The sequence below is a fragment of the Chryseobacterium sp. RU33C genome, assembly GCF_900156015.1.
GTDB lineage: Bacteria > Bacteroidota > Bacteroidia > Flavobacteriales > Weeksellaceae > Chryseobacterium > Chryseobacterium candidae.
The window spans coordinates 149188-168952 of the sequence record NZ_FTMT01000004.1 but is presented as its reverse complement, the minus strand read 5'-3'; the positions used below and the strand labels follow the sequence as shown (position 1 = coordinate 168952).

16 protein-coding genes are annotated in these 19765 nt (G+C 35.5%); 5 read left to right on the top strand and 11 right to left on the bottom strand.

What is annotated here, in order from left to right; genetic code table 11:
• Positions 1 to 41 precede the first annotated feature (41 nt).
• A complete protein-coding gene (locus tag BW946_RS05595; RefSeq protein ID WP_076595219.1) occupies positions 42 to 908 on the top strand; it encodes a hypothetical protein in 867 nt (288 codons plus the stop codon).
• A 46-nt stretch (positions 909 to 954) separates the two neighbouring features.
• Here BW946_RS05595 and BW946_RS05590 read toward each other — a convergent pair whose 3' ends face one another.
• From BW946_RS05590 to BW946_RS05580, 3 genes are all read right to left on the bottom strand, one after another.
• Positions 955 to 2337, bottom strand: coding sequence for a tetratricopeptide repeat protein (locus BW946_RS05590; protein ID WP_076595218.1), 1383 nt, complete (start codon positions 2335 to 2337; stop codon positions 955 to 957).
• A 378-nt stretch (positions 2338 to 2715) separates the two neighbouring features.
• Positions 2716 to 4098, bottom strand: a complete 1383-nt coding sequence (glmM, locus tag BW946_RS05585) for a phosphoglucosamine mutase (RefSeq protein ID WP_076595217.1) — start codon at positions 4096 to 4098, stop codon at positions 2716 to 2718.
• 66 nt (positions 4099 to 4164) lie between these two features.
• Positions 4165 to 5160 (bottom strand): DUF4421 family protein, encoded by a 996-nt coding sequence (locus BW946_RS05580; RefSeq protein WP_076595216.1) that lies wholly within the window; start codon positions 5158 to 5160, stop codon positions 4165 to 4167.
• A 243-nt stretch (positions 5161 to 5403) separates the two neighbouring features.
• On the opposite strand from BW946_RS05580, the gene BW946_RS05575 reads away from it, so the two are divergent.
• Together BW946_RS05575 and BW946_RS05570 are read left to right on the top strand one after the other, a co-directional pair.
• A complete protein-coding gene (locus BW946_RS05575) occupies positions 5404 to 6207 on the top strand; it encodes a hypothetical protein (protein WP_076595215.1) in 804 nt (267 codons plus the stop codon).
• A 3-nt stretch (positions 6208 to 6210) separates the two neighbouring features.
• Positions 6211 to 7002 (top strand): hypothetical protein, encoded by a 792-nt coding sequence (locus BW946_RS05570; protein ID WP_076595214.1) that lies wholly within the window; start codon positions 6211 to 6213, stop codon positions 7000 to 7002.
• Positions 7003 to 7167: 165 nt separating this feature from the next.
• On the opposite strand, the gene feoB is transcribed toward BW946_RS05570, so the two are convergent.
• From feoB to BW946_RS05550, 4 genes are all read right to left on the bottom strand, one after another.
• Positions 7168 to 9201 carry a ferrous iron transport protein B gene (gene feoB, locus BW946_RS05565; RefSeq protein ID WP_076595213.1) on the bottom strand — a complete coding sequence of 678 codons (2034 nt, stop codon included), beginning with the start codon at positions 9199 to 9201 and terminating at the stop codon, positions 7168 to 7170.
• Positions 9201 to 9455: a FeoA family protein gene (locus BW946_RS05560; protein WP_076595212.1), complete on the bottom strand. Its 255-nt coding sequence runs from the start codon at positions 9453 to 9455 to the stop codon at positions 9201 to 9203. Before BW946_RS05560 ends, feoB begins: the two co-directional genes overlap by 1 nt.
• Positions 9456 to 9561: 106 nt before the next feature.
• Positions 9562 to 9876 (bottom strand): hypothetical protein, encoded by a 315-nt coding sequence (locus tag BW946_RS05555; protein ID WP_076595211.1) that lies wholly within the window; start codon positions 9874 to 9876, stop codon positions 9562 to 9564.
• A gap of 678 nt (positions 9877 to 10554) precedes the next feature.
• Positions 10555 to 11454, bottom strand: coding sequence for a GLPGLI family protein (locus BW946_RS05550; RefSeq protein WP_076595210.1), 900 nt, complete (start codon positions 11452 to 11454; stop codon positions 10555 to 10557).
• A 170-nt stretch (positions 11455 to 11624) separates the two neighbouring features.
• On the opposite strand from BW946_RS05550, the gene BW946_RS05545 reads away from it, so the two are divergent.
• Positions 11625 to 12122 (top strand): DinB family protein, encoded by a 498-nt coding sequence (locus BW946_RS05545; RefSeq protein WP_076595209.1) that lies wholly within the window; start codon positions 11625 to 11627, stop codon positions 12120 to 12122.
• Positions 12123 to 12178: 56 nt separating this feature from the next.
• On the opposite strand, the gene BW946_RS05540 is transcribed toward BW946_RS05545, so the two are convergent.
• Positions 12179 to 14890, bottom strand: a complete 2712-nt coding sequence (locus BW946_RS05540) for a carboxypeptidase-like regulatory domain-containing protein (protein WP_076595208.1) — start codon at positions 14888 to 14890, stop codon at positions 12179 to 12181.
• 448 nt (positions 14891 to 15338) lie between these two features.
• Between BW946_RS05540 and BW946_RS05535 the strand changes: the two genes are divergently transcribed.
• Positions 15339 to 16220 carry a cupin-like domain-containing protein gene (locus BW946_RS05535; protein WP_076595207.1) on the top strand — a complete coding sequence of 294 codons (882 nt, stop codon included), beginning with the start codon at positions 15339 to 15341 and terminating at the stop codon, positions 16218 to 16220.
• 53 nt (positions 16221 to 16273) lie between these two features.
• On the opposite strand, the gene BW946_RS05530 is transcribed toward BW946_RS05535, so the two are convergent.
• From BW946_RS05530 to BW946_RS05520, 3 genes are all read right to left on the bottom strand, one after another.
• On the bottom strand, positions 16274 to 17062 hold the full coding sequence (locus tag BW946_RS05530; protein WP_076595206.1) for a T9SS-dependent choice-of-anchor J family protein: 789 nt from the start codon (positions 17060 to 17062) through the stop codon (positions 16274 to 16276).
• Positions 17063 to 17159: 97 nt separating this feature from the next.
• The gene (locus BW946_RS05525) at positions 17160 to 18884 is read right to left on the bottom strand and encodes a M14 family metallopeptidase (protein WP_076595314.1); all 1725 of its coding nucleotides are present in this window, start codon (positions 18882 to 18884) and stop codon (positions 17160 to 17162) included.
• A 152-nt stretch (positions 18885 to 19036) separates the two neighbouring features.
• Positions 19037 to 19765, bottom strand: coding sequence for a metallophosphoesterase family protein (locus tag BW946_RS05520; RefSeq protein WP_076595313.1), 729 nt, complete (start codon positions 19763 to 19765; stop codon positions 19037 to 19039).

Below are 19765 nucleotides of genomic sequence, written 5' to 3'. Positions count from 1 at the left end.
TTATAAATTAAATTATATTTGGTTGATTATAACTTATAACTATGAAAAAACTTCTACTTTTGGGGTCTGTAGCCTTATCTGTACTTTCCTGTTACAATTCTGACGACACTCCTTTTGACAACAGTGATCCGTCTAATCAAAGTGTAATTCTTCCCACGAAGATGACCATGGACGGTATTGTAATGAAAATCAATTACAACGGAACCAAAATCATCAGTATGATGAACAACATTAATCATGGACAAAGAGTGGAGTTTTCTTATACCGATGATTATGTTTCGGGCATTAAGAATTACGAAAATAATGTTCTTGAAAGTGCTGTGGAATATGGATATTCCAATGGACGTATGGCTTCAGCGGTTGTTAAGGAATATTCTACTACCGGAACTGTTCAAAATACGGTTACATTTACCTATAACTACACCAGTAATACGGAAATCAAGGTGAAAAGAGAGACAAATTCGGGAATTGCAGGTTCTTCCACCATCAACAGTGTATTTACTTATAACAATGGAAATATGGTAAGCAGCGTAGGATCAGGAACCGGAACTGTTAATGGAAATACCGTTAATTATACCGAAAAAGAGACTTATACTTACACAGAAAAAAACTATCCTTTTAAAAATGTAAAAGGCTTTGACAAAATCATATTCAACGGAAATGAGAACAGTGACGGGGTAAGCATGCTATTTTCGAATATAAAAAACAGCTTAAGTACTTATAAAGGAGAGTTCACCCATGCTACAGCCGGAGGAGGAACAGTTACCGGAGCTACCTCTCATAAGTATACCACCACTTTTAATACTGCAGGTTATCCATCTGAAGAAAGCAGACAGTCTCTTGATATGAACGGAAATGCAAACACCAGCGCTCCGGATAAATTTTTCTACGAATACAATTATCAATAAAAAAAACCTGCATTTCTGCAGGTTTTTTCTCTTATTTTAGATTCTTCTAGTTCTTTTTCTTCACTTTGCTGGCTTTTACCTTTTTCACTTCGTCTTTAATGAAAGGATATTTTTTCTGCATATCCTTAGCTAGAGAAGGATCAAGTTCAAGTGCTTTTTGAAGTGATTCCATTCCTTTATCCTGGTCTTTCAGATTGTAAAAGCAATTACTAAGCTGATAAAACAGCTCTGCTCTGTAATGCTTTTTAATGGCTCTGTTCAAAACCGTTACCGCATCTTCATACTCTCCTACCAACATCAAAACTTCTGAATAGGCATACCAGTTATAGAATCTTGACGGCTCTGCATCCACCAGTTTTTTAAGACAGGAAAGGCTTTCTTCAAACTTCCCTGAATCAATGAACAGGAATGCCAGTCTCTTTTGATAATCAAGATTGTTTTCATTGAGCTGGGTAGCTTCTTTGGCAAAATGCAATGCTTCAGACATTCCGCCCATCTCTTCATAAAGATAAGACTGCTCCATCATGGCAAGATAGAACTGAGGATCTTCTCTCAGTGATTTCTGGAATGCGTTTAATGCTAAAATAGGCTGTTTCAGGGCCTTATTGCACAATCCGATCTTATAAAAAGTAAATGCTTTTGTATATTCAAGCTCCAGCATTTCTTCATAAGTTTCGATCGCCTTTTGGTATTGTCCCAAAGCTTCATAACAAGCTGCTTTATTGGCATATACTCCTACAGAGTTTGAGTTGATTGCCAGCAAATAGTCGTAGCCTCTTATCGCTTCGTCATAATTTTTTCTGTTGAAGTAGAATTGTCCGTATTCAAACCATGCGGTTTCAGAATAAGGGAATTCATCTAAATATTCATTAAGAAAGGCAATAGCCTCCTCACTCTTATTCAGGTCACTGAAGCATACCATAGCATTTTCCAGCGAATATTCATCCGTAGGATCTTCCTTCAGTGCTTTTCTGTAATGTTTAAGAGCGTTAAAAGGATCTCCGAGATTCACATATTCATCCGCAATAAAGTTGTGGAGAAAGTTTTCTTCTTCCTCTAATGTTAAAGCTTTTTTGCAGATTTCAATGGATTTTCTGGGATTTCCTAGGTTCGAATAATACTTGGCGTAGCAAACCAAAAAGTCTGTATTCTCCATAGAAGCGCCTTTCAGTTCGTCAATAAGTTCTTTCGCCGTATTATACTCTTCCCACTCCAGAAGGATCTCAAGTCTTTTAATCTTAATATCCAACGAATTAGGGTGAAGCTTTAGTCCATAATTAACAGCCATGTCAGCGTAATTAAAATCCCCAAGCTCCAAATAATAAACAATAATGTCTTCCAACTCTTCTGTATCAAAGTAGAATTCGTCATTGTTTTCCATCATTTCCTCGAACTTTTTTACAAGTTCATTTCCAAAATACTCTTCCAATAGTGTCCTCTTTGTCGGCCCAACGTTTGAATTTGCTTACAAACCTCGGCAAACGTTTAATTAATAATATATCTGAAACTGATATTCAAATATTTATGCAAAGTTGCAACTTTTTTTTGAATTTTCCATTTCATAAATTTCTATTATAAAAATAGTAAAAAAAGAAAACCGATAAAAGGATTGTGGATAAAAAACCGGAAATTGGGGTTAAATTCTTATAACAAGGTGTTTTCCGCTTTGTATCTCAGCGTTTCATGCCGATTCGATATCTTTACTATCTATTTCTTGTGTCTCCATTTTAATTTTTCCATCCACAGCTGCCTGAAACATTTCTGATATAAAAAAAGAACAGACTCATTGTCCGTTCTTCCTGTATTTTTAGATTAAACTTCTGATTTTGCTAATGATATCATCACCTAACTGATCTGCTTCCTCCTGAGATTTAGCTTCAGTATAGATTCTGATAATCGGCTCCGTATTGGATTTTCTAAGGTGGACCCAGTTGTTTTCAAAGTCTATTTTTACACCATCTACTGTAGAAACTTCTTCATTCTGATATTCCTGCTCCATTTTACTTAAGACAGCATCTACATCAATCTCTGGTGTAAGTTCTATTTTCTTTTTCCCCATAAAATAGCTCGGATATCCTGCTCTCAGTTCAGAAACGGTTTTATTTTCTTTGGCTAAATGAGTCAGGAAAAGCGCAACTCCTACCAAAGAGTCTCTTCCGTAATGTAACTCAGGGTAGATAATTCCTCCGTTTCCTTCTCCTCCGATGACAGCATTTTTCTCTTTCATCAGGGTGACTACGTTTACTTCTCCCACAGCACTTGCAAAGTATTCTGAATTATGGGTTTGTGCCACATCTTTCAGTGCACGGCTTGAAGAAAGATTGGAAATAGCTGCTCCGTTTTTATTTTTCAATAAATAATCTGCAACCGCTACCAATGTGTATTCTTCACCAAACATTTCTCCTTTTTCATCAATGAGAGCTAATCTGTCTACATCCGGATCTACAACGATTCCTAAATCTGCATTTTCTTTCTTCACCAATTCACAGATATCTCCCAAATGTTCTTTTAAAGGTTCAGGATTGTGTGGGAAGTGACCTGTAGGCTCACAGTATAATTTAATCGTTTCGCATCCTAATTTATCCAAAAGCATAGGAATGGCAATTCCTCCTGTAGAGTTTACCGCATCAAGAACAACCTTAAAATTCTTTGCTTTGATGGCTTCTGCATCTACCATTGGTAAATCCAGAATCTGCTGAATATGGATATCAAAAGCATCATCTCTTGTTTCATATTTTCCAAGATCATCTACTTCTGCATAGTTGAAGTCTTCACTTTCTGCCAGGGCCAATACTTCAGCACCGTTTTCACCACTAATGAATTCTCCTTTTTCGTTTAATAACTTCAGAGCATTCCATTGTTTTGGATTATGAGAAGCGGTAAGGATAATTCCTCCGTCTGCATTCAGCTCAGGAACCATTACTTCTACTGTAGGCGTTGTAGAAAGCCCCAGGTCTACCACATTAATTCCTAATCCCTGCAATGTAGCGGTTACTAAAGAAGACACCATCTGACCGGAGATTCTTGCATCTCTACCGATGATAAGCGTAAGATCTTTTTTGTTTTTATTATTTTGAAGCCAGCTTCCGAATGCAGATGCGAATTTTACAACATCCAGCGGTGTTAAGTTATCATTTACTTTACCACCAATGGTTCCGCGAATTCCGGAAATAGATTTTATTAATGACATGATGTTTTTAATTTATTTTGTTTTTCTGAATTTTCCAACGCAAAGATACTTAAAAGACCCTTCAACTTATAAAACAGGAATCTTTTTTTGGACTTTATCATAGGTATTTTTCACAACTCTCGGTGGTGCAAAACGATACCCCAGATAAATAAGTCCGTACAGATTATTATTTTCTACTGCCTCTTGGTTTTTCTGATAGGTATAAGTCTTAAAGCTCATTCTTGCTCCAAAAAGTAAATGTTCCGAATTATATCCGACGTGGAGTCCTCCTTCCATTCTCAGGGTTACAAACTGTTCATTTTCTTTCTTCTTATTCTCCTCAGTGGAGCTTGAAAACTGTCCCCCAAGACCTACAGAAAGATAAGGAGCAATATTTACCTTATCTTTTATAATCCAATTATAAAAGTATCCCATATTACCGCCTATCTTATACTGAACCTCTTTGTTTTTCACTTCATTGATTGTGTTGGTAAAAAAGCTAACATCATAATCCAGATAGGGAATCCAGCTTCCGCTGCTTTTTTTCTGCCATTCACTGTGAGTATATATACTTTTGGCTGAGAAATTTTTATTGAGTACGTATGATGTTGTTCCACCAAAACTCAGTACTTTTAGGTCCGGAAACTGTAAATAAGCATCTGTCTCCTTCCAGTCCGGAATAAAATCTTTCATATTTTCCACATAAAATCCCTTTACTTTTTTATAATAAAGATTCTGGATAAATCTTTTGGGGAAAAACCTGAAGCTCAAATCTGTATAGGAGCTTTTTCCTTTCAAATCATCCTCATTATTTCCCGGGATAAATTTGGGAGAAAAAGAAATGGTAGCACTTATAACACGATAGTCAACGGATACAGATGTTCTAGTTTTGTTATTGATAGACAGTTCTATTTTATCATTTTTTCCCTGGGAAAGAATGTATTTTTCAAGATTCGTATCAAGATTAAGGCGAATCATCACCTGTTCTGCATAAGACTTGATGTTTAAGGTATCTGACTGTGCTTTTACCTGAAGAACAAATAAAGAAAATAAAATGGATAATCCTGCTTTAAAAAAATTCAAATCGAGTAATTTACATTAGAAAATGAAATTACTGATTTTTTCAATTTATTTTAATGCATAATTATTTTTTTTTATTAATACTGAATAAAAAACAAAGCAATTTGTGTTTTATTTTTAATTAACAGAAAAATACTCTATCATAATCAACATAAATGTATTATTTTTAACATTTTGTTCTCATTTTTCAGATTCCTTTATTAATTTATGTTTTTTTAAATTTGTGTAATAAAAATTTACTATTCAATGAAAAAAATTATTTTATTATTTACTCCTTCCATTTTCTTCTGCCAGAATGTTGGGATCAATAATACTACGCCTATCGCCACATTAGATATTATATCATCAGGAAATACCAATGCAACGAAGGCTTTAAAAATTACCAATTCAAATCCTACAGAAATCTTTACTATTCAAAATGATGGTAATGTGGGGATAAACAGTTCTTCGGCAGCAGCCAATACAGCCCAATTAAACATTAATTCAGGATCGGCTACAAAATCTGTATTAAAATTAGATAACCTCAGCAATACTAAAGATAAGACTATTGCTTCAGGAGTTAACTATAATCAGTTCAGCAGCCTGGTAGTGGATAATAACGGAAATGTATTTAAGCAATTTGATATCAAAACAACCAGTGGAACGGCTTCAACCTTTGACGGATCCTATACAGCAACCTCAACAAACACAACCCTTACCAATCTTTCCGGAGGAAATGTTGTACGTTTTCAAATACTTACTCCTGATTTCACGTTAGGAACCGGAGACGTTTTGTATGCTGATGTTATGTGGACTCGTAATGCCGGCTTTTTGGTATCTAATTATGGATATGACAGTTCTTCTGCAACGGTTAATCCAATGGTGATTAATGGTCTTGGAACCAACACTCTTGTATTTAATTTTACCAATGGAACAGACTTGACATTTTCTGTAAACTTAACCGGAAGTGTAGGGGCTGGCTCTAATATGGGAACTTTAAATTATAATATTACCGGTTCTGGAGCCACCTCCGTCCCTTTTAATGTTTACTATAGCTTTAAATCCAGATAATTTATGAAAAACATTCTTATTATCAGCTGTCTTATAACAGGAAATAGCATTTTTGCACAGACAGGGAACTTTGGAATCAATACGAATACCCCAACTTCAAAGGTTGATATTGTATCCACCGGTAATTCTTCTACAAAGGCATTAAGAATATCTGATTCCGGATTGCTGGAAAAATTTACGCTTTTAAATAACGGCAATATGGGAATTAATTCTACATCGCCAGACGCACAACTAGGCATTAATACAGGAACGAATACAAAATCGGTATTAAAGATCAATACGGTAAGTACAACAAATGGGAGACAAAATACGGGGATTAATTATAATCTCTTTTCTCCACTCATTTCTGATGAAAATGGGAATTTGGTGAAACAGTTTGATTTGAAAACAGCCAACAGTAATTCCTTAACTTTTGACGGATCTTATACAACTTCAGGAGCCACGAATAAGACATTGTGCTCTGTGAATTCAGGAAGTATTCTCGGTTTTACTGTACTGACAGGGTTTGTTCAAGGACAAAGCGGTACGGGTGTCGTTAAATATGCTACGGTTACCTGGTCCAGGGGTTCAGGTTTTATCATAAGTTCCAACGGTCACGATTTCGCAAATAACAATTCTAATTCTTTAACGGTTCAAGGCTCAGGAACCAATACACTTACTTTTGATGTTCAAACGGGTGATGACCTTATTTTTGAGGTTACCGGCGGAAATCTTGTTTACCGGCAGGTTGATTCAAGTACCGGTACGGGCAGAAGTGAAGGATTTAATATTTTCAAAAGCTTTAGAACAAGATAAATAAGAATATTTTTTAACTGCAGCCGCAATCTTTATCACAGCTGGTTCTTTTGGAACTGAATTTCTTTGGTGCGAAATTCTTTTTAAGTACTTTAAATAAAGAGTAGCAGGCGAATGCTACGATTAACAGAACAAGTACGTATTGAAAAATTAATGATGAATCCATTATTTTAAAATCTGATATACGATCATCGACACAAAATAGGCCAAACCTGTCATCATGACCACCTGAAAGCCGGTCCATTTCCAGCTTTTGGTTTCTCTGTAGACTACTGCTAGTGTAGAAACACACTGCATTGCAAATGCGTAGAAAAGAAGCACCGAAATTCCGGTTGCAAAACTGAAGACTTTTTCTCCGTTGGGTTTTACATCTCTTCTCATTTTATCAATAACTTTTACTTCCGGGGCATCATCTTCCAGGCTGTAAAGTGTAGACATTGTTCCCACAAAAACTTCTCTTGCCACGAAGCTTGTAAGGATTCCTACTCCCATTTTCCAGTCGTAGCCGAGCGGAGCGATTACGGGTTCTATTCCTTTACCCATTTTAGCAAGGTAAGAATGATCCAGATGAACATCTGCTGCTACAAATTCATTTGTTTTCTGGCTTGGCCCGAAATAGCTTAAAAACCAGATAATGATACTTACGATGAAAATTATTTTTCCGGCTCCGGTAATGAAGTCCCATACTTTTCCTAAAACCATTTTAAAGTCATATCCGAAAAGTGGTTTTTTATAGGCAGGAAGATCCATTACCAGGTATGTTTTTCCTTTACTTTTAATAAATCTTTTAAGAATTGCTGCTGAGAATAAAGCCACTAAAAATCCTAGAAGATACATTCCCATCAAGACCAGTGCTTTATATTTTATTCCCAGGAATGTTCCTTCTGAGATAATCAGTCCGATAATGATGCTGTAAACAGGAAGTCTCGCAGAACATGTCATAAATGGGGTTACCAATATCGTGAGCAATCTTTCTTTTACATTTTCAATATTTCTTGTAGAGATCACCGCCGGGATCGCACAGGCAGTTCCTGATACAAGGGGAACGATACTTTTTCCGTTAAGCCCGAAGGGGCGCAGCAGCCTGTCCATCAGGAATACCACTCTTGCCATATATCCTGAATCTTCCAATAAATAAAGGAAGTACAGCAGGATTCCAATCTGTGGTGCAAAAACCACAATTCCTCCTATTCCCGGAACAATTCCATTTGAAATCATTGAATTAATTGGTCCTTCCGGAAGATGTTCATTGGTGAATGCTGCCAGCCATGAGAAGGATTCTTCAATCCAGCTCATCGGATATTCTGCAAGGAAGAAAACGCTTTGGAAAATAACCAGCAGAATAGCTAAAAAGACAACATAACCCCAGAATTTATGAACTAAAACTTTATCCAGTTTTTCGGTTAACAATTCTTTGAACTGAGCTTTTTTAGAAATGACATCAGCCAGTATTTTGTCTACATTCTGATATCTTCTAACGGTTTCCTGAACCTGCAACCTTTTAGGCACCAGGCTTTTAGAATCTGATTCATTCAACTGTTCCATTACTGAGCCAATTCTTCCAAGATCTGTTCCCAGGGAAAGGCTCATCCATGCTTTGTATTCGTTATCGAAACCTTTATTTGCTGACAGTTTCTGAATAAAGTCTCTATGTTCATTTGGGGTTTCAAAAGAAAGTTTGTCTGTTTTTACAAACTCGCTGTTATAAACAGCTTCCCTTACTTCATCAATCCCGATCTGTTCCTTGGCATTGGTCTGAATAATTTTAATACCTAATGCATCGGAAAATTTTTGAATATCTATCGTAATCCCTCTTCTTTCAGCCTGATCAATCTGGTTGACAATCAAAATCATAGGAATACCAAGATCCTGAATCTGCTGAAACAGCAGCAGCCCTCTTTTTAAACTTAATGCTTCAAGAATATAAACAACTCCTGCGTAGTTCTTCTGCTCATCGATAAGATATTTGGAAAAAATAGCCTCATCTTCTGAACTCGGGTATACACTGTAAGAACCTGGAAGATCTATCACCTCAACTTCTTCATTTTTGTAAACATAGTTCCCCGAATGACTTGCAACGGTAACGCCGGCGTAGTTTCCTGTTTTCTGCTTTTTGTTGCAAAGCGTGTTGAAAACCGTTGACTTTCCTACATTAGGATTCCCGACTAAAAGTATCTGTTTTTTCTTGTTTTCCTGCATTAATTCAATTCTTCAACAATGATGTAATCTCCTTCTTCCTCACGAAGAGCAATCCGGCTTTTTTCTGCTCCAAATTCTACATACATTGGCCCGCTGAACGGAGCCTGATACAAAATCCTGAAAAGGGTATCCGGAAGAAGTCCCATTTCAATAATTTTATTGGGCATTTTAAGATGGTCGTTATCATACCCCAATATCTTCCCCATTTTATTTTTAGGGAATCCACTTAATTTATGTAATCCTTTCTCTTTCAAAGCCTGATTTTTAGTCTTGCAAATATACGCTATTTAAATTTAATCTAAATAACAAGGTTCAGAAAGAAAACTTCCTGAACCTTATAATTTTTAAATATTTAGTTAATTAAAGACCTCCAAAACTAGCCATGCAGCTAGCTGTTGCTGCTGCCTCAGCAAAGCCTTCTGAAGTAGGAATTCCCATAGATATATACATTAAGGAAATAGACATTGAATTGTTGAATACACATTGCTGGAAGGGATTCATTACCTTTGCTTTTGCAACTTTTATTACCACATTTTCATCTTTAAAATTCTTTTTTGCTTTAAGAACAGCTTCTGTCTTACTTTTGGATTCGACTGTATTTAATTTTGGATTTTCTGTTTTAGCAAATACAACCGCTGATGTCATCAATAGTGATGCAATAATAATTTTTTTCATGGTTTAATAAATTAAATTAGTTTTAACAAACATATAAGAATAAAAAATAAAATCAAATTTTTTTTGAATAATTTTTTAAAATTTCTTCTCATTAAGTATGAGAAATTATTATCCTAAAAGAAATCAGCCCAGATACAGTGATGTATTTGGGCTGATTCATATGAATATTATTCTAATATTTTAATCATCTGTGTACACATTCTGCCATCATTGCAGCCCATATGAAGGATTGTAACTCCCAACATAAGATGCAATTGCAATACATCCCTCCAAATTCATCTTAGCCTGATCCAATTTTTTAATTATTTTTATTTCTGCTTTTTCATTCTTAAAATTTTTTTTGGCAACCAAAGCAGTCCCAACAACGATTTTTTTGAATTTTCAGAAATAAAAAAGTTTATTGAACTTTGTTTCAATAAACTTCCTGTAACATAAGTAACAATCGGCATTATAAAGAATTTCACCAACTATTTTTGACTATTAACCCATAGTATTTTAATTTGTTGTAAAACAAACATATAATGAAAAATAATTGTTTATTCTTGAATATCAGTTCAAAATAGTGTTTTCTTCAATCCTATATAATCCATAATGGAACATTTTCAATAAAAAGAAATCAACCCAAACACATTGCTGTATCTGGGTTGATTCAAAATATAATTTAGTTGATATGAATGCTTATTTTTTCTTCTTATCAGAAGCTTGTTCTTTTTCTATTGGATTATCATTAGATCCGAAGAAATCTTTTACCTGCTTTTCCAATCTCTTCATAAAGTCTCCTACGGTTCCATCTGTTCCCGGCATTGGTCTGCTCATATTTTCTGCGGTCATATAAGGTCTCGATTCGGCAAAAGGATCTGCTTTGTAACCTTCGTAAGATTTCAGGAATTTTTCTTTCGATGTAGGCGTTATTGTATTGCTCATCATTCCCATTTTAGCATTGATCTTATCCGCATAAGACAATTCATCATAGTTCTCTATCTTTTTGTTTCCACTCAACTGCCATGAATAGTTTTTATCAGCATCTTCAATTTTTACAATAAGGCCTGGAAGTCCTTTAAATTTATATGGACCATCCTGAAAAGGGATGTCTGAACTGAACCATGCCGTCCATTTTCTTCCTCCAAAGTCAGTAGTTGCCTTCTGAGCATTGTATGCTCCTATTTTTTGTTTATCTGGTAGAATACTCCATTCCAGCTTCGGGTCGTCCTCATATGAGAACAGGTTTCTGCTGATTCTGTCTACATACTGTACCTTCATGTCAGGATAAGTCTTGATGATCTTATAGGAAAATTTCGGCCACTTAATCAGCTTAGTCATATCCTTAAAAGATTTGGTTTTCTCCATTTCTTCTATCTGAACTTTAATGATAAAATCCTGGGCAGGCATTGTATAATCCTGATAGATTGATTTTTTAGGAGTAATATCAAGGATAGTAATGATCTTATCTAGTTTTGCTGAATCTTTCTTCGGCTTAAAAGTAAGTTCATAAAAGAAACGGTTTGCAGTCTCTTTTGATTCCTGAGCGCCAGCAAAAGCAAAAAGAGCGATAAGAAATAGGGAGAATAATTTTTTCATTATAGCAAGTTTTATATAATTAGTAATCGCATGTTTTATTTTGTTACAGTTTTTTTCAAATTTTATTTATCATTTATCCTTAATGTTATAAGAATTAAAAAATTATGATTCTCTTAAAACGGTTTCATTTTTAAAACGCTTACCTTTAAGTTTCTAAAAAACAAAATATTATGGACACTTTATCTCAATTAAAATCCGAGCTGGAGGGAGAATTTCAAACCACGAAAAAATTTATTGAACTGTTCCCGGAAGGAAAAAACGATTATGCTCCTCATGAAAAAAGCATGAAAATGATGCCCCTTGCCGCTCATCTGGTAGAAGTTTTTGAATGGCCAAACACTATTTTAAAAACTTCCGAACTGGATTTTGCCAAAGGAGACTACAAACCTGTCGTTCTTTCTACGAGGGGTGAACTCATGAAAAAGCTGGAGGAGGACTACCAATTGGCCAAAACGGCATTGGAAAACAGTACAGAAGATGATCTGAATCCCAGCTGGACGATTAAAAATGATGGTCATGAGCTGGCAAGCTGGAGCAAATACGGAGCAATACGCCATGCTTTAAATCAGATCACCCATCACAGGGCTCAACTGGGAGTGTATTACAGACTGAACAATATTCCTTTGCCAGGAAGCTATGGGCCTTCAGCAGACCAGCAAAGCTTTTAATTACTATCTAAGTATATCTCAACAAAAAACCAATCCGCGTGGATTGGTTTCTTGTTTTATTTAAAATTGAATTTTACGGTAAACATCACCTGGCTTGGGCGGAGCTGCATGGTTGTTTGTGTAATGGTAGCATCTCCGACATTTATTCTTTCAAATACTTTTCGGTCTGCAATATTCATCCATTTCAATTCAAAGTCAACTTTTTTCTTTGCCCAGCTGAATTGGTATGAAACATCAAAAAATCCATTGTTTAGTTTTGTATCTCCCAGTTTTGAATTGATCTGGTCCCAGTAAAAACCAATGGTATGATTTTCTAAAGGATAAAAGAATACATTTAAGTTATGAGTGTAAGATTCGGTTTTTCCAAGATCATTCTGGATGATTCCATTACTTTGTTTATTCCATGATTTGGTCATATTAAAATCAATACTCATCCATGAGAAATAGGTATTGTTGAATTTAAATCCTAATGTATTCCCATTATTTTTGGTGTCAATATCCTGATCATTTCTTCTGGACTGTGATTTTGAACTTGTATCATTAAATGTTACTGAAGCATTGGTTTTGAATTTTGGAAAATACTTTCCAATTTCTACATACAGGCTATTGTTTGTTCTTTTATTTTCACTTTCTATATACTCAATAACGCTAAATCCTAATTCGTTGACAGCGCTTGAGGCGAGTAAATTGTTTTTTGTATCAGTTAACCTGTAGCCCACGTTAAAAAACAGATTGTTCAAAGGATTTCTGTACTCTAATCGTAGTCCTCCATTTTTTGTATTGGTTTCAGGTATCGGATTTTTAGGGTTCATTACATTAAATCCTCCCGGACTTGTCAGGATATACCCTGCATAAGCCGTCTGTATATCTCCAAAATTATTGCTTATTCCTGCATTCACGCTGGCTTTAAAGAATGAAGCAAATGAATATTGGGCAAAAATATTGGGTGTAAAGGTTACTTTACTTAATGATTTGGAAACATTTCTAAAAGCATCTTCAGCCTTAATATTATTGAAGTTTACCGGGAAACTTGAAAATAGACTCCACGATTCAGATTTATAATTAATTCCTACAGATGCAGATGGATTGATTCTTGTGAATTTTAAATCATTTTCATAAGCTAAGCCTGCGAAATCCGGTTTATTATTAACTGTGCTTCCATCAAAGTTGGTGGTAAGGTTATCTGTTGACAGATCAAATCCTACTTGTGGTGTAAAGGTCCATCCTTTTGTAGTGAAACTGATATTTGCAGAATGTGACGTATCTAAAGACTTGATTCTGAAATACTGTAACGCTGTACTTCCCGGCGCAAAATCTATTGTTTTTAAAGGACCTTTAAGCGAATCTCTATAAGGAAACTGCAGGTAATTAGCAGGGCTAATTTCTAATGTCTGTCTATCATCCTGATAGCTTATATAAGACTTAAAATTCACCATTTTTTCTTTCCAAGGGATAATTGTACTTAAAGAGTTTTGGAAAGATGTCGTAGGAGATTCTAAAGCTTCATTTCCAAATCTATATCCGGTTTTATCATTTCTTTCTGCAACAGCTCTGTCTGCATTCCAAAACTGAGAAAATGTAGTTGTATTTTTAAAGAATCCTTTTTTGGCATTCTTCGTAAATATCAATTCTCCCTTCAATTTATCTGTATAGAAATTGTTCAGGAATCTGGTCGTGTATTGTGTTCCTTGCTGGATATCTCTGGTAATACTGTTCGATTCTCTTTCTACCGCATTATTAGTATAGTTTGCGTTAGCTTTAAGCTCCCATTCTTTCTTCTTATCAATATTTGTTAAATAATTAGCTGACAAATAATGAACGCTGTTCATCAAATATCTTTTTACCGGAAGATCAGGCACGGATGCATTCTCTACACTCAGCCAGTTATTTTGAGAAATATTACTTCTTCTTCCTTCCCATGAACTTCCGAAAGCCAGAATATTCCCTTCATTTTCTACCTGTTCCCCCATGTTATTGGTTTTATAATTGACTACCCATTGGCTTTTCTGCCCGAAAAACATGGGAGTCAGCTTTACATTCCAAAGCCATGGATCTCCGAAACCGGTTCCTACTTCGCCTCTACCGGTCATGGTAACAGAGTTTTTAAGTTTGATATTGATGGCAGCCTGATCTGAAGGTACTTTATCCTGAAGTATTTTTACCGGCTGGTGGTTTTCAAGAACTTCTACTTTCTGTACGGCATCTTTAGGAAGTGAGTTGTTGATGGTTCCATAACCACCTTCCATCAGGTCTTTTCCATTGACGTAGAATTTATTGATGGCATTTCCCTGATAAAGAATTGTTCCGTCTTTATTGACTTCAATCCCCGGAATCTTTCTCATAACATCTGCAAGGGTTCTGTCATTTTTACTGTTGAATGCTTTAAGATCGTAAGAAATGGTATCGCCTCTTGCGGTAATCATCTTTGTTTTCAGCTGTACTTCTTTAATTTCTGTGGCTTCAGACTGCATTTTGAAGTTCAGAGTCTGATCGCTGTTATTGATTTGCTTGGTAAGAGGTTTCTGATTGAATGCTTTCACTTTCAGATCCACATTGGATTCTCCGGAAGTGAAAGTTACCTTATATTCTCCCTTAGAGTTGGTAATTCCGTAAGCAAGAATAGCATCTTTGCCGGGTTCTTCTATAGTAACACTGGCACTTGGTATTGCCACCCCGTCATCATCAGTAATTTTTCCTGAAATCGTTTTCTGAGCAAAAGTAAGCACAGTAAAGAAAAGCATCAGAAATAAAGTAATATTTTTTTTCATACTTATTATTTGCTCAATTAGTTAATCATTGTGGTTTTTTGTTACACTTTTATAAAGATCAATTTTACCCTCAAAGGTTAAATCAGTATCACTACAAACATAGTGATAATTTTCAAGCTTTTGACTTTTGTTTAAAAAAGAAATATTCTCAAACAAAATCATAAACAGTTGAAGGTTTCTTTTCCAATATTTATTTCATCATAAGATCATGTTTGGCATAAAAAATATGCAAAAGGAGTAGGAAATTATTTTTAAATTTCTGTAACATTATCCGGATAGATATTGTCTTTTTTTATTACATAAAGAACAATTTTAAAAGGAAGTAAAGGAATTAATATTCTTACTTATTCTAAATAGTAAAATCTGATTTGAATCATAGATTAAAAAAAAAATTAAACGCTATTACATAAATATATATTTAATAATTTTGTAACATAAAATTTATAAAATGGGAATTATTTTAAAGCCTATAGATGTTGTAGAAGACATTTCAAAAGAAGAATTCTACGCAAAATATCTGAAGCCAAGAAGGCCCGTTGTCATCAGGAATATGGCAAAAAAATGGCCTGCTTATCAAAAATGGACGATGGAATATATGAAGGAAGTTGTAGGAGATGTGGAGGTTCCGTTATATGACAGTTCAAAGGCAGATCCTTCTGCTCCCATCAATGCATCGGCAGCAAAAATGAAGTTTGGAGATTATATAGATCTTATCCAGCGGGAGCCTACTGATCTCAGAATATTTCTTTTCGATCCTATAAAATATGCCCCAAAATTGTTGGAAGATTATATTTCTCCCAAGGAATTAATGGGAGGTTTTCTGGATAAATATCCCAATATGTTCTTTGGCGGAAAAGGATCGGTAACGTTCCTTCATTTTGACATTGACATGGCCCATATTTTCCATACTCACTTCAACGGAAGAAAGCACATTCTTCTTTTTGATTATAAATGGAAAGAAAGACTTTATCAGATTCCATATGCAACCTATGCCCTGGAAGATTATGATATTGAAAATCCTGATTTCACCAAGTTTCCGGCACTGGATGGTGTAGAAGGAATTGAGTGTTTTCTGGAACATGGAGATACCTTATTCATGCCTACAGGATGGTGGCACTGGATGAAATACCTGGACGGAAGTTTCTCAATTTCTTTAAGAGCCTGGGACAAATCGTGGGCAGTAAAAGCACATTCACTGTGGAATCTTACCGTACAGCGTAAATTCGACGACATCATGAAGTCCAATTTCAAAAAAAATTATATGGACTGGAAAGAGAAAATGGCAATTAAAAGAGCAGAATTAGCCCTGAAGAGAGGTTTACCAAGATAAATAAAAAAGACGTTTCGTTTGAAACGTCTTTTTTATTCTATGCATAAGAAACTTTATTTCTTAATGATTTTATAGCCCTTTTCAGTCTCTTTATCTTTTATTTTTATTATATAATTTCCTGCGGCCAACTCGCTTACGTTTATAGTTCCGTTTTCTAAGCCCATCATTTCTTTTTTCACCAGTTTTCCACTAAAATCATAGATATTGATTTCAGATATCTTTGTTTTATTTTTGATGTATAAGATATCTTTTACCGGATTTGGATAGATAGATGCACGGCTGTTATCCGCTTTTACATCAGAAACCGCAAGATTATTTGCTGAAATCTGGAAATCGTCTATCCCTATAAACCAGATATCTTCTGTAGTGGAATGAAAAGCAATATAAATTGTTTGCCCTACATAAGGAGTCAGATCGTAAGTGTACTGATTCCACGAAGTAGGTGGTTTTACTGCTGTTGCGAGCGTGTTGGTAAGCCCTGCAACGGTAGGTGTTGTTGTTGAAACTTTTACATCCACCGTTTCAGCTAGTCCTGACCCTCTGTTTCTTGCCCAGAAAGTAAGCTTATCTGATACTCCTGCGGTAACTACTATGGCAGGACTAATGACATAATCATCATGCGCAGTACTGCCATATTCCAATCCCAGAAAATGAGATCCTGAATGAGGAGCATTGAATGAGGAATCATAGGAATCCAAAGTTTCCCAGGTTCCGGAATCTCCTCCATTAATTACGGTCCAATCAGCAGGTATTGTTGCCGAATCAAAACTTTGAGAATATTGTGCAAGCAGACCTATTGGTACAAAGCACAGCAATGTTACGAATTGATAAATTTGTTTCATGTGTTTGTTTTATCGGCTAATTTAATAAAAACAAAACATATTTATTAACAAATCGACATGAAAAAAAAGAAATAATCTTGTTTTTTACAAAAAACTTCTACAACACCCTATAAACAGGATACTGTCTAAACGTTTTCTCCTCAAAATAAGGAGAATGTCTGTAGATCCAATCCAGTTGTGCTTCTCCATCTTCAGACAATTTTTTATCCGATGCTTTAGCTGTTTCAAAGGATTCTCTCAGCTTTTTATCCTTTTTCAGGAGTTCGGCAGCGGTATCTTCAAAAATATAGGCGGAATAATATTCTTTCTGAGCCAGAATTCCGTCAAAAAAGTTCCAGTTGAAAAATGAGTCTAATGCTTCAGGTTCAAGTGTTTCTATGATATATTTTACACCAGGCTGATCGGTAGAAACCAGATAATCCCCGGCAGCAAATGTCATGTTTTTCAGAGCAGTGTCCACTGTTGTTTCAAAATGCAGATAGTGGCCTTCATACGGGTTTTTAACGGTTTTAAAATCTTTGATTTTATAAGACTCAACGGCTATTGTACTGTCTTTCTCTATTGGTTTCATCAGAATTTTATTTCTTTTAAATTCTTCAATCACCCGATATTGCGACTGTGGAATGACATAATACTTCGGAATGGTAATATATCCGGTTGGAACTGCTGTTGTAAAAAGCTTTATATTTTTTGTAAAAGGTTTGTTTCTGTCATAATACAGCCTTGGCTTCCCTGAAACTTCACTGGGTTTGTATTTTCCTTCATAGCCCTTAAAATCCATCGTAGAGAATTTTGTGGAATCTATTTTCCAACGGATGCCATATTGTTTTCCTGCCTGATATTGTTTTAAATTTTTAATACGAAGCTGTTTTATTTTCTGATAATCTTTATCTAAGTTCTGCAGATTCACCAGCATATATTTGTAGGTAGCATCCACCCTTTTGTCATAAGGCTTCAGCATGTGGGTTTCCGGAACGGTTCCCAACGAGTTGAAAAGGGAAGTATATCCCGTAGAGTATCTGGGAGAGTCTTCAAAGGAGGCAAATCCTACTTCCGGTACATCTCCGTGAATGTTGACATAAGGCGTACTTTCATAGCCCAATTTCTTCATATCTTCAAGATTTTTAGCCTGATAATCATTGTAGAAATAGTTTCCCAGGGTATTTCCCAAGCGTTCTTTAAAGGTAGAAATATAGGTGAACGTATATTGATAATCTGCTCCATTGCTGACATGGTTATCAATAAAGACATCCGGTTTGAGCCACTGGTATATCTCCTGAAAACTTCTGGCATTTCTGGAATCTGCTTTGATAAAATCTCTGTTCAGATCGTAATTCCTTGCATTTCCTCTGAAACCATACTGTTCAGGACCGTTTTGATTGGCTCTCGAGTAAGATCCTCTGTTCAACATTCCGCTTACATTATAGGCTGAAATAGCAGCAATAATAAAGTTCTGAGGGGTTTTAATCTTTTTGGAGGCAAGATCTCTCATCAGCATCATGGTAGCATCTATTCCGTCAGGCTCTCCAGGGTGAATTCCGTTGTTGACAAAGAGAATGGCTTTGTTTTTTCTTAATTTTTCAAGATCTTTTTCAGGAAAGGGATTATAAATCACCACATAAATGGGTTTTCCACTGTCATCTTCTCCTTTTTTAAGGTATTGAATGGTATTGAAATTTTTAGCCAGATCGTGATAATAGCTATTCATTTCATCGTAGGTAACAGTTTGGTTACCATTCCCTTTTTCAAAAGGAGTCTGAAATGATTTTTGAGCCAAAAACAGCGTAGAGATTAGAGTGAATAAAAGATATTTCAGTTTCATTGAAGTCATATTTTCAGACTTTAAAATTAATCATCTTTTGTGAGAAAAGGGATGTGCTGGCAGTCAAAATTGCAAGAGGCTAAAAGGTAAAATTATTTTAAAATAGAAACCTAACAGGTTTTGAAAACCTGTTAGGTTTGTTCTCAATAGTATTAATTTCTGCCCTTTTCTTCAGGATATAAGGAGGGAAGCGGATCACTTTGCCAGAATTCTTTAGTATCAATATCCATGATGGATAAAACTCCGGTATAAGCGGCTCCGGTGTCCATATTCCAGATATTGGCTTTATTGGCGGGTATTTTGATCCCAATATCCAGCGTTGGGGTATGTCCGATGAATATTTCTTTATACAGAAGCAGTCTTTTAGGATACAATTCCGAGTTTCTCTGTAATTTTTTATCCATTGCGACAGCTGTTTCCCACAGAGTTCTGTCCCAACGGTAATTACTGGAATACACCTCTCTTTCAGGGCCGTGCATGGAAACATATCCGGCATGAATAAACAACCGTTTCTGATCATCAATATGATAATTTTTCATCCTTTGAAAGAATTCGAGATGAATATCCAGGTCTTCAAGAGAATAATCCGCATAACTTTCTATGGTACTTTTTCCTCCATTAAAAAGCCATACATCAGGTTTTTGTCCAAATGCCAGCCAATCTTCAAACCATACGTCATGATTTCCTTTGATGAAAATACATTCCTGCTTTTCAGAAAGTTCGATTAAGAACTGGATAATTTGGGAGGACTCGCTCCAACCGTCTACATAATCTCCGAGGAAAATCAGTTGATCATCAGGTGTGACTCCTGCTCTTTCAAGAACCTGCTGTAAGGCTTTAAATCCACCGTGAATGTCTCCTATTACTAATGTTCTGCTCAT

Coding starts and splice junctions, on each gene's coding strand:
- BW946_RS05520 (WP_076595313.1), bottom strand. CDS start 19,765: ATGAGCAGAACATTAGTAATAGGAGACATTCACGGTGGATTTAAAGCC.
- feoB (WP_076595213.1), bottom strand. CDS start 9,201: ATGCAGGAAAACAAGAAAAAACAGATACTTTTAGTCGGGAATCCTAAT.
- BW946_RS05535 (WP_076595207.1), top strand. CDS start 15,339: ATGGGAATTATTTTAAAGCCTATAGATGTTGTAGAAGACATTTCAAAA.
- BW946_RS05595 (WP_076595219.1), top strand. CDS start 42: ATGAAAAAACTTCTACTTTTGGGGTCTGTAGCCTTATCTGTACTTTCC.
- BW946_RS05525 (WP_076595314.1), bottom strand. CDS start 18,884: ATGAAACTGAAATATCTTTTATTCACTCTAATCTCTACGCTGTTTTTG.
- BW946_RS05530 (WP_076595206.1), bottom strand. CDS start 17,062: ATGAAACAAATTTATCAATTCGTAACATTGCTGTGCTTTGTACCAATA.
- BW946_RS05545 (WP_076595209.1), top strand. CDS start 11,625: ATGGACACTTTATCTCAATTAAAATCCGAGCTGGAGGGAGAATTTCAA.
- BW946_RS05550 (WP_076595210.1), bottom strand. CDS start 11,454: ATGAAAAAATTATTCTCCCTATTTCTTATCGCTCTTTTTGCTTTTGCT.
- glmM (WP_076595217.1), bottom strand. CDS start 4,098: ATGTCATTAATAAAATCTATTTCCGGAATTCGCGGAACCATTGGTGGT.
- BW946_RS05540 (WP_076595208.1), bottom strand. CDS start 14,890: ATGAAAAAAAATATTACTTTATTTCTGATGCTTTTCTTTACTGTGCTT.
- BW946_RS05555 (WP_076595211.1), bottom strand. CDS start 9,876: ATGAAAAAAATTATTATTGCATCACTATTGATGACATCAGCGGTTGTA.
- BW946_RS05575 (WP_076595215.1), top strand. CDS start 5,404: ATGAAAAAAATTATTTTATTATTTACTCCTTCCATTTTCTTCTGCCAG.
- BW946_RS05570 (WP_076595214.1), top strand. CDS start 6,211: ATGAAAAACATTCTTATTATCAGCTGTCTTATAACAGGAAATAGCATT.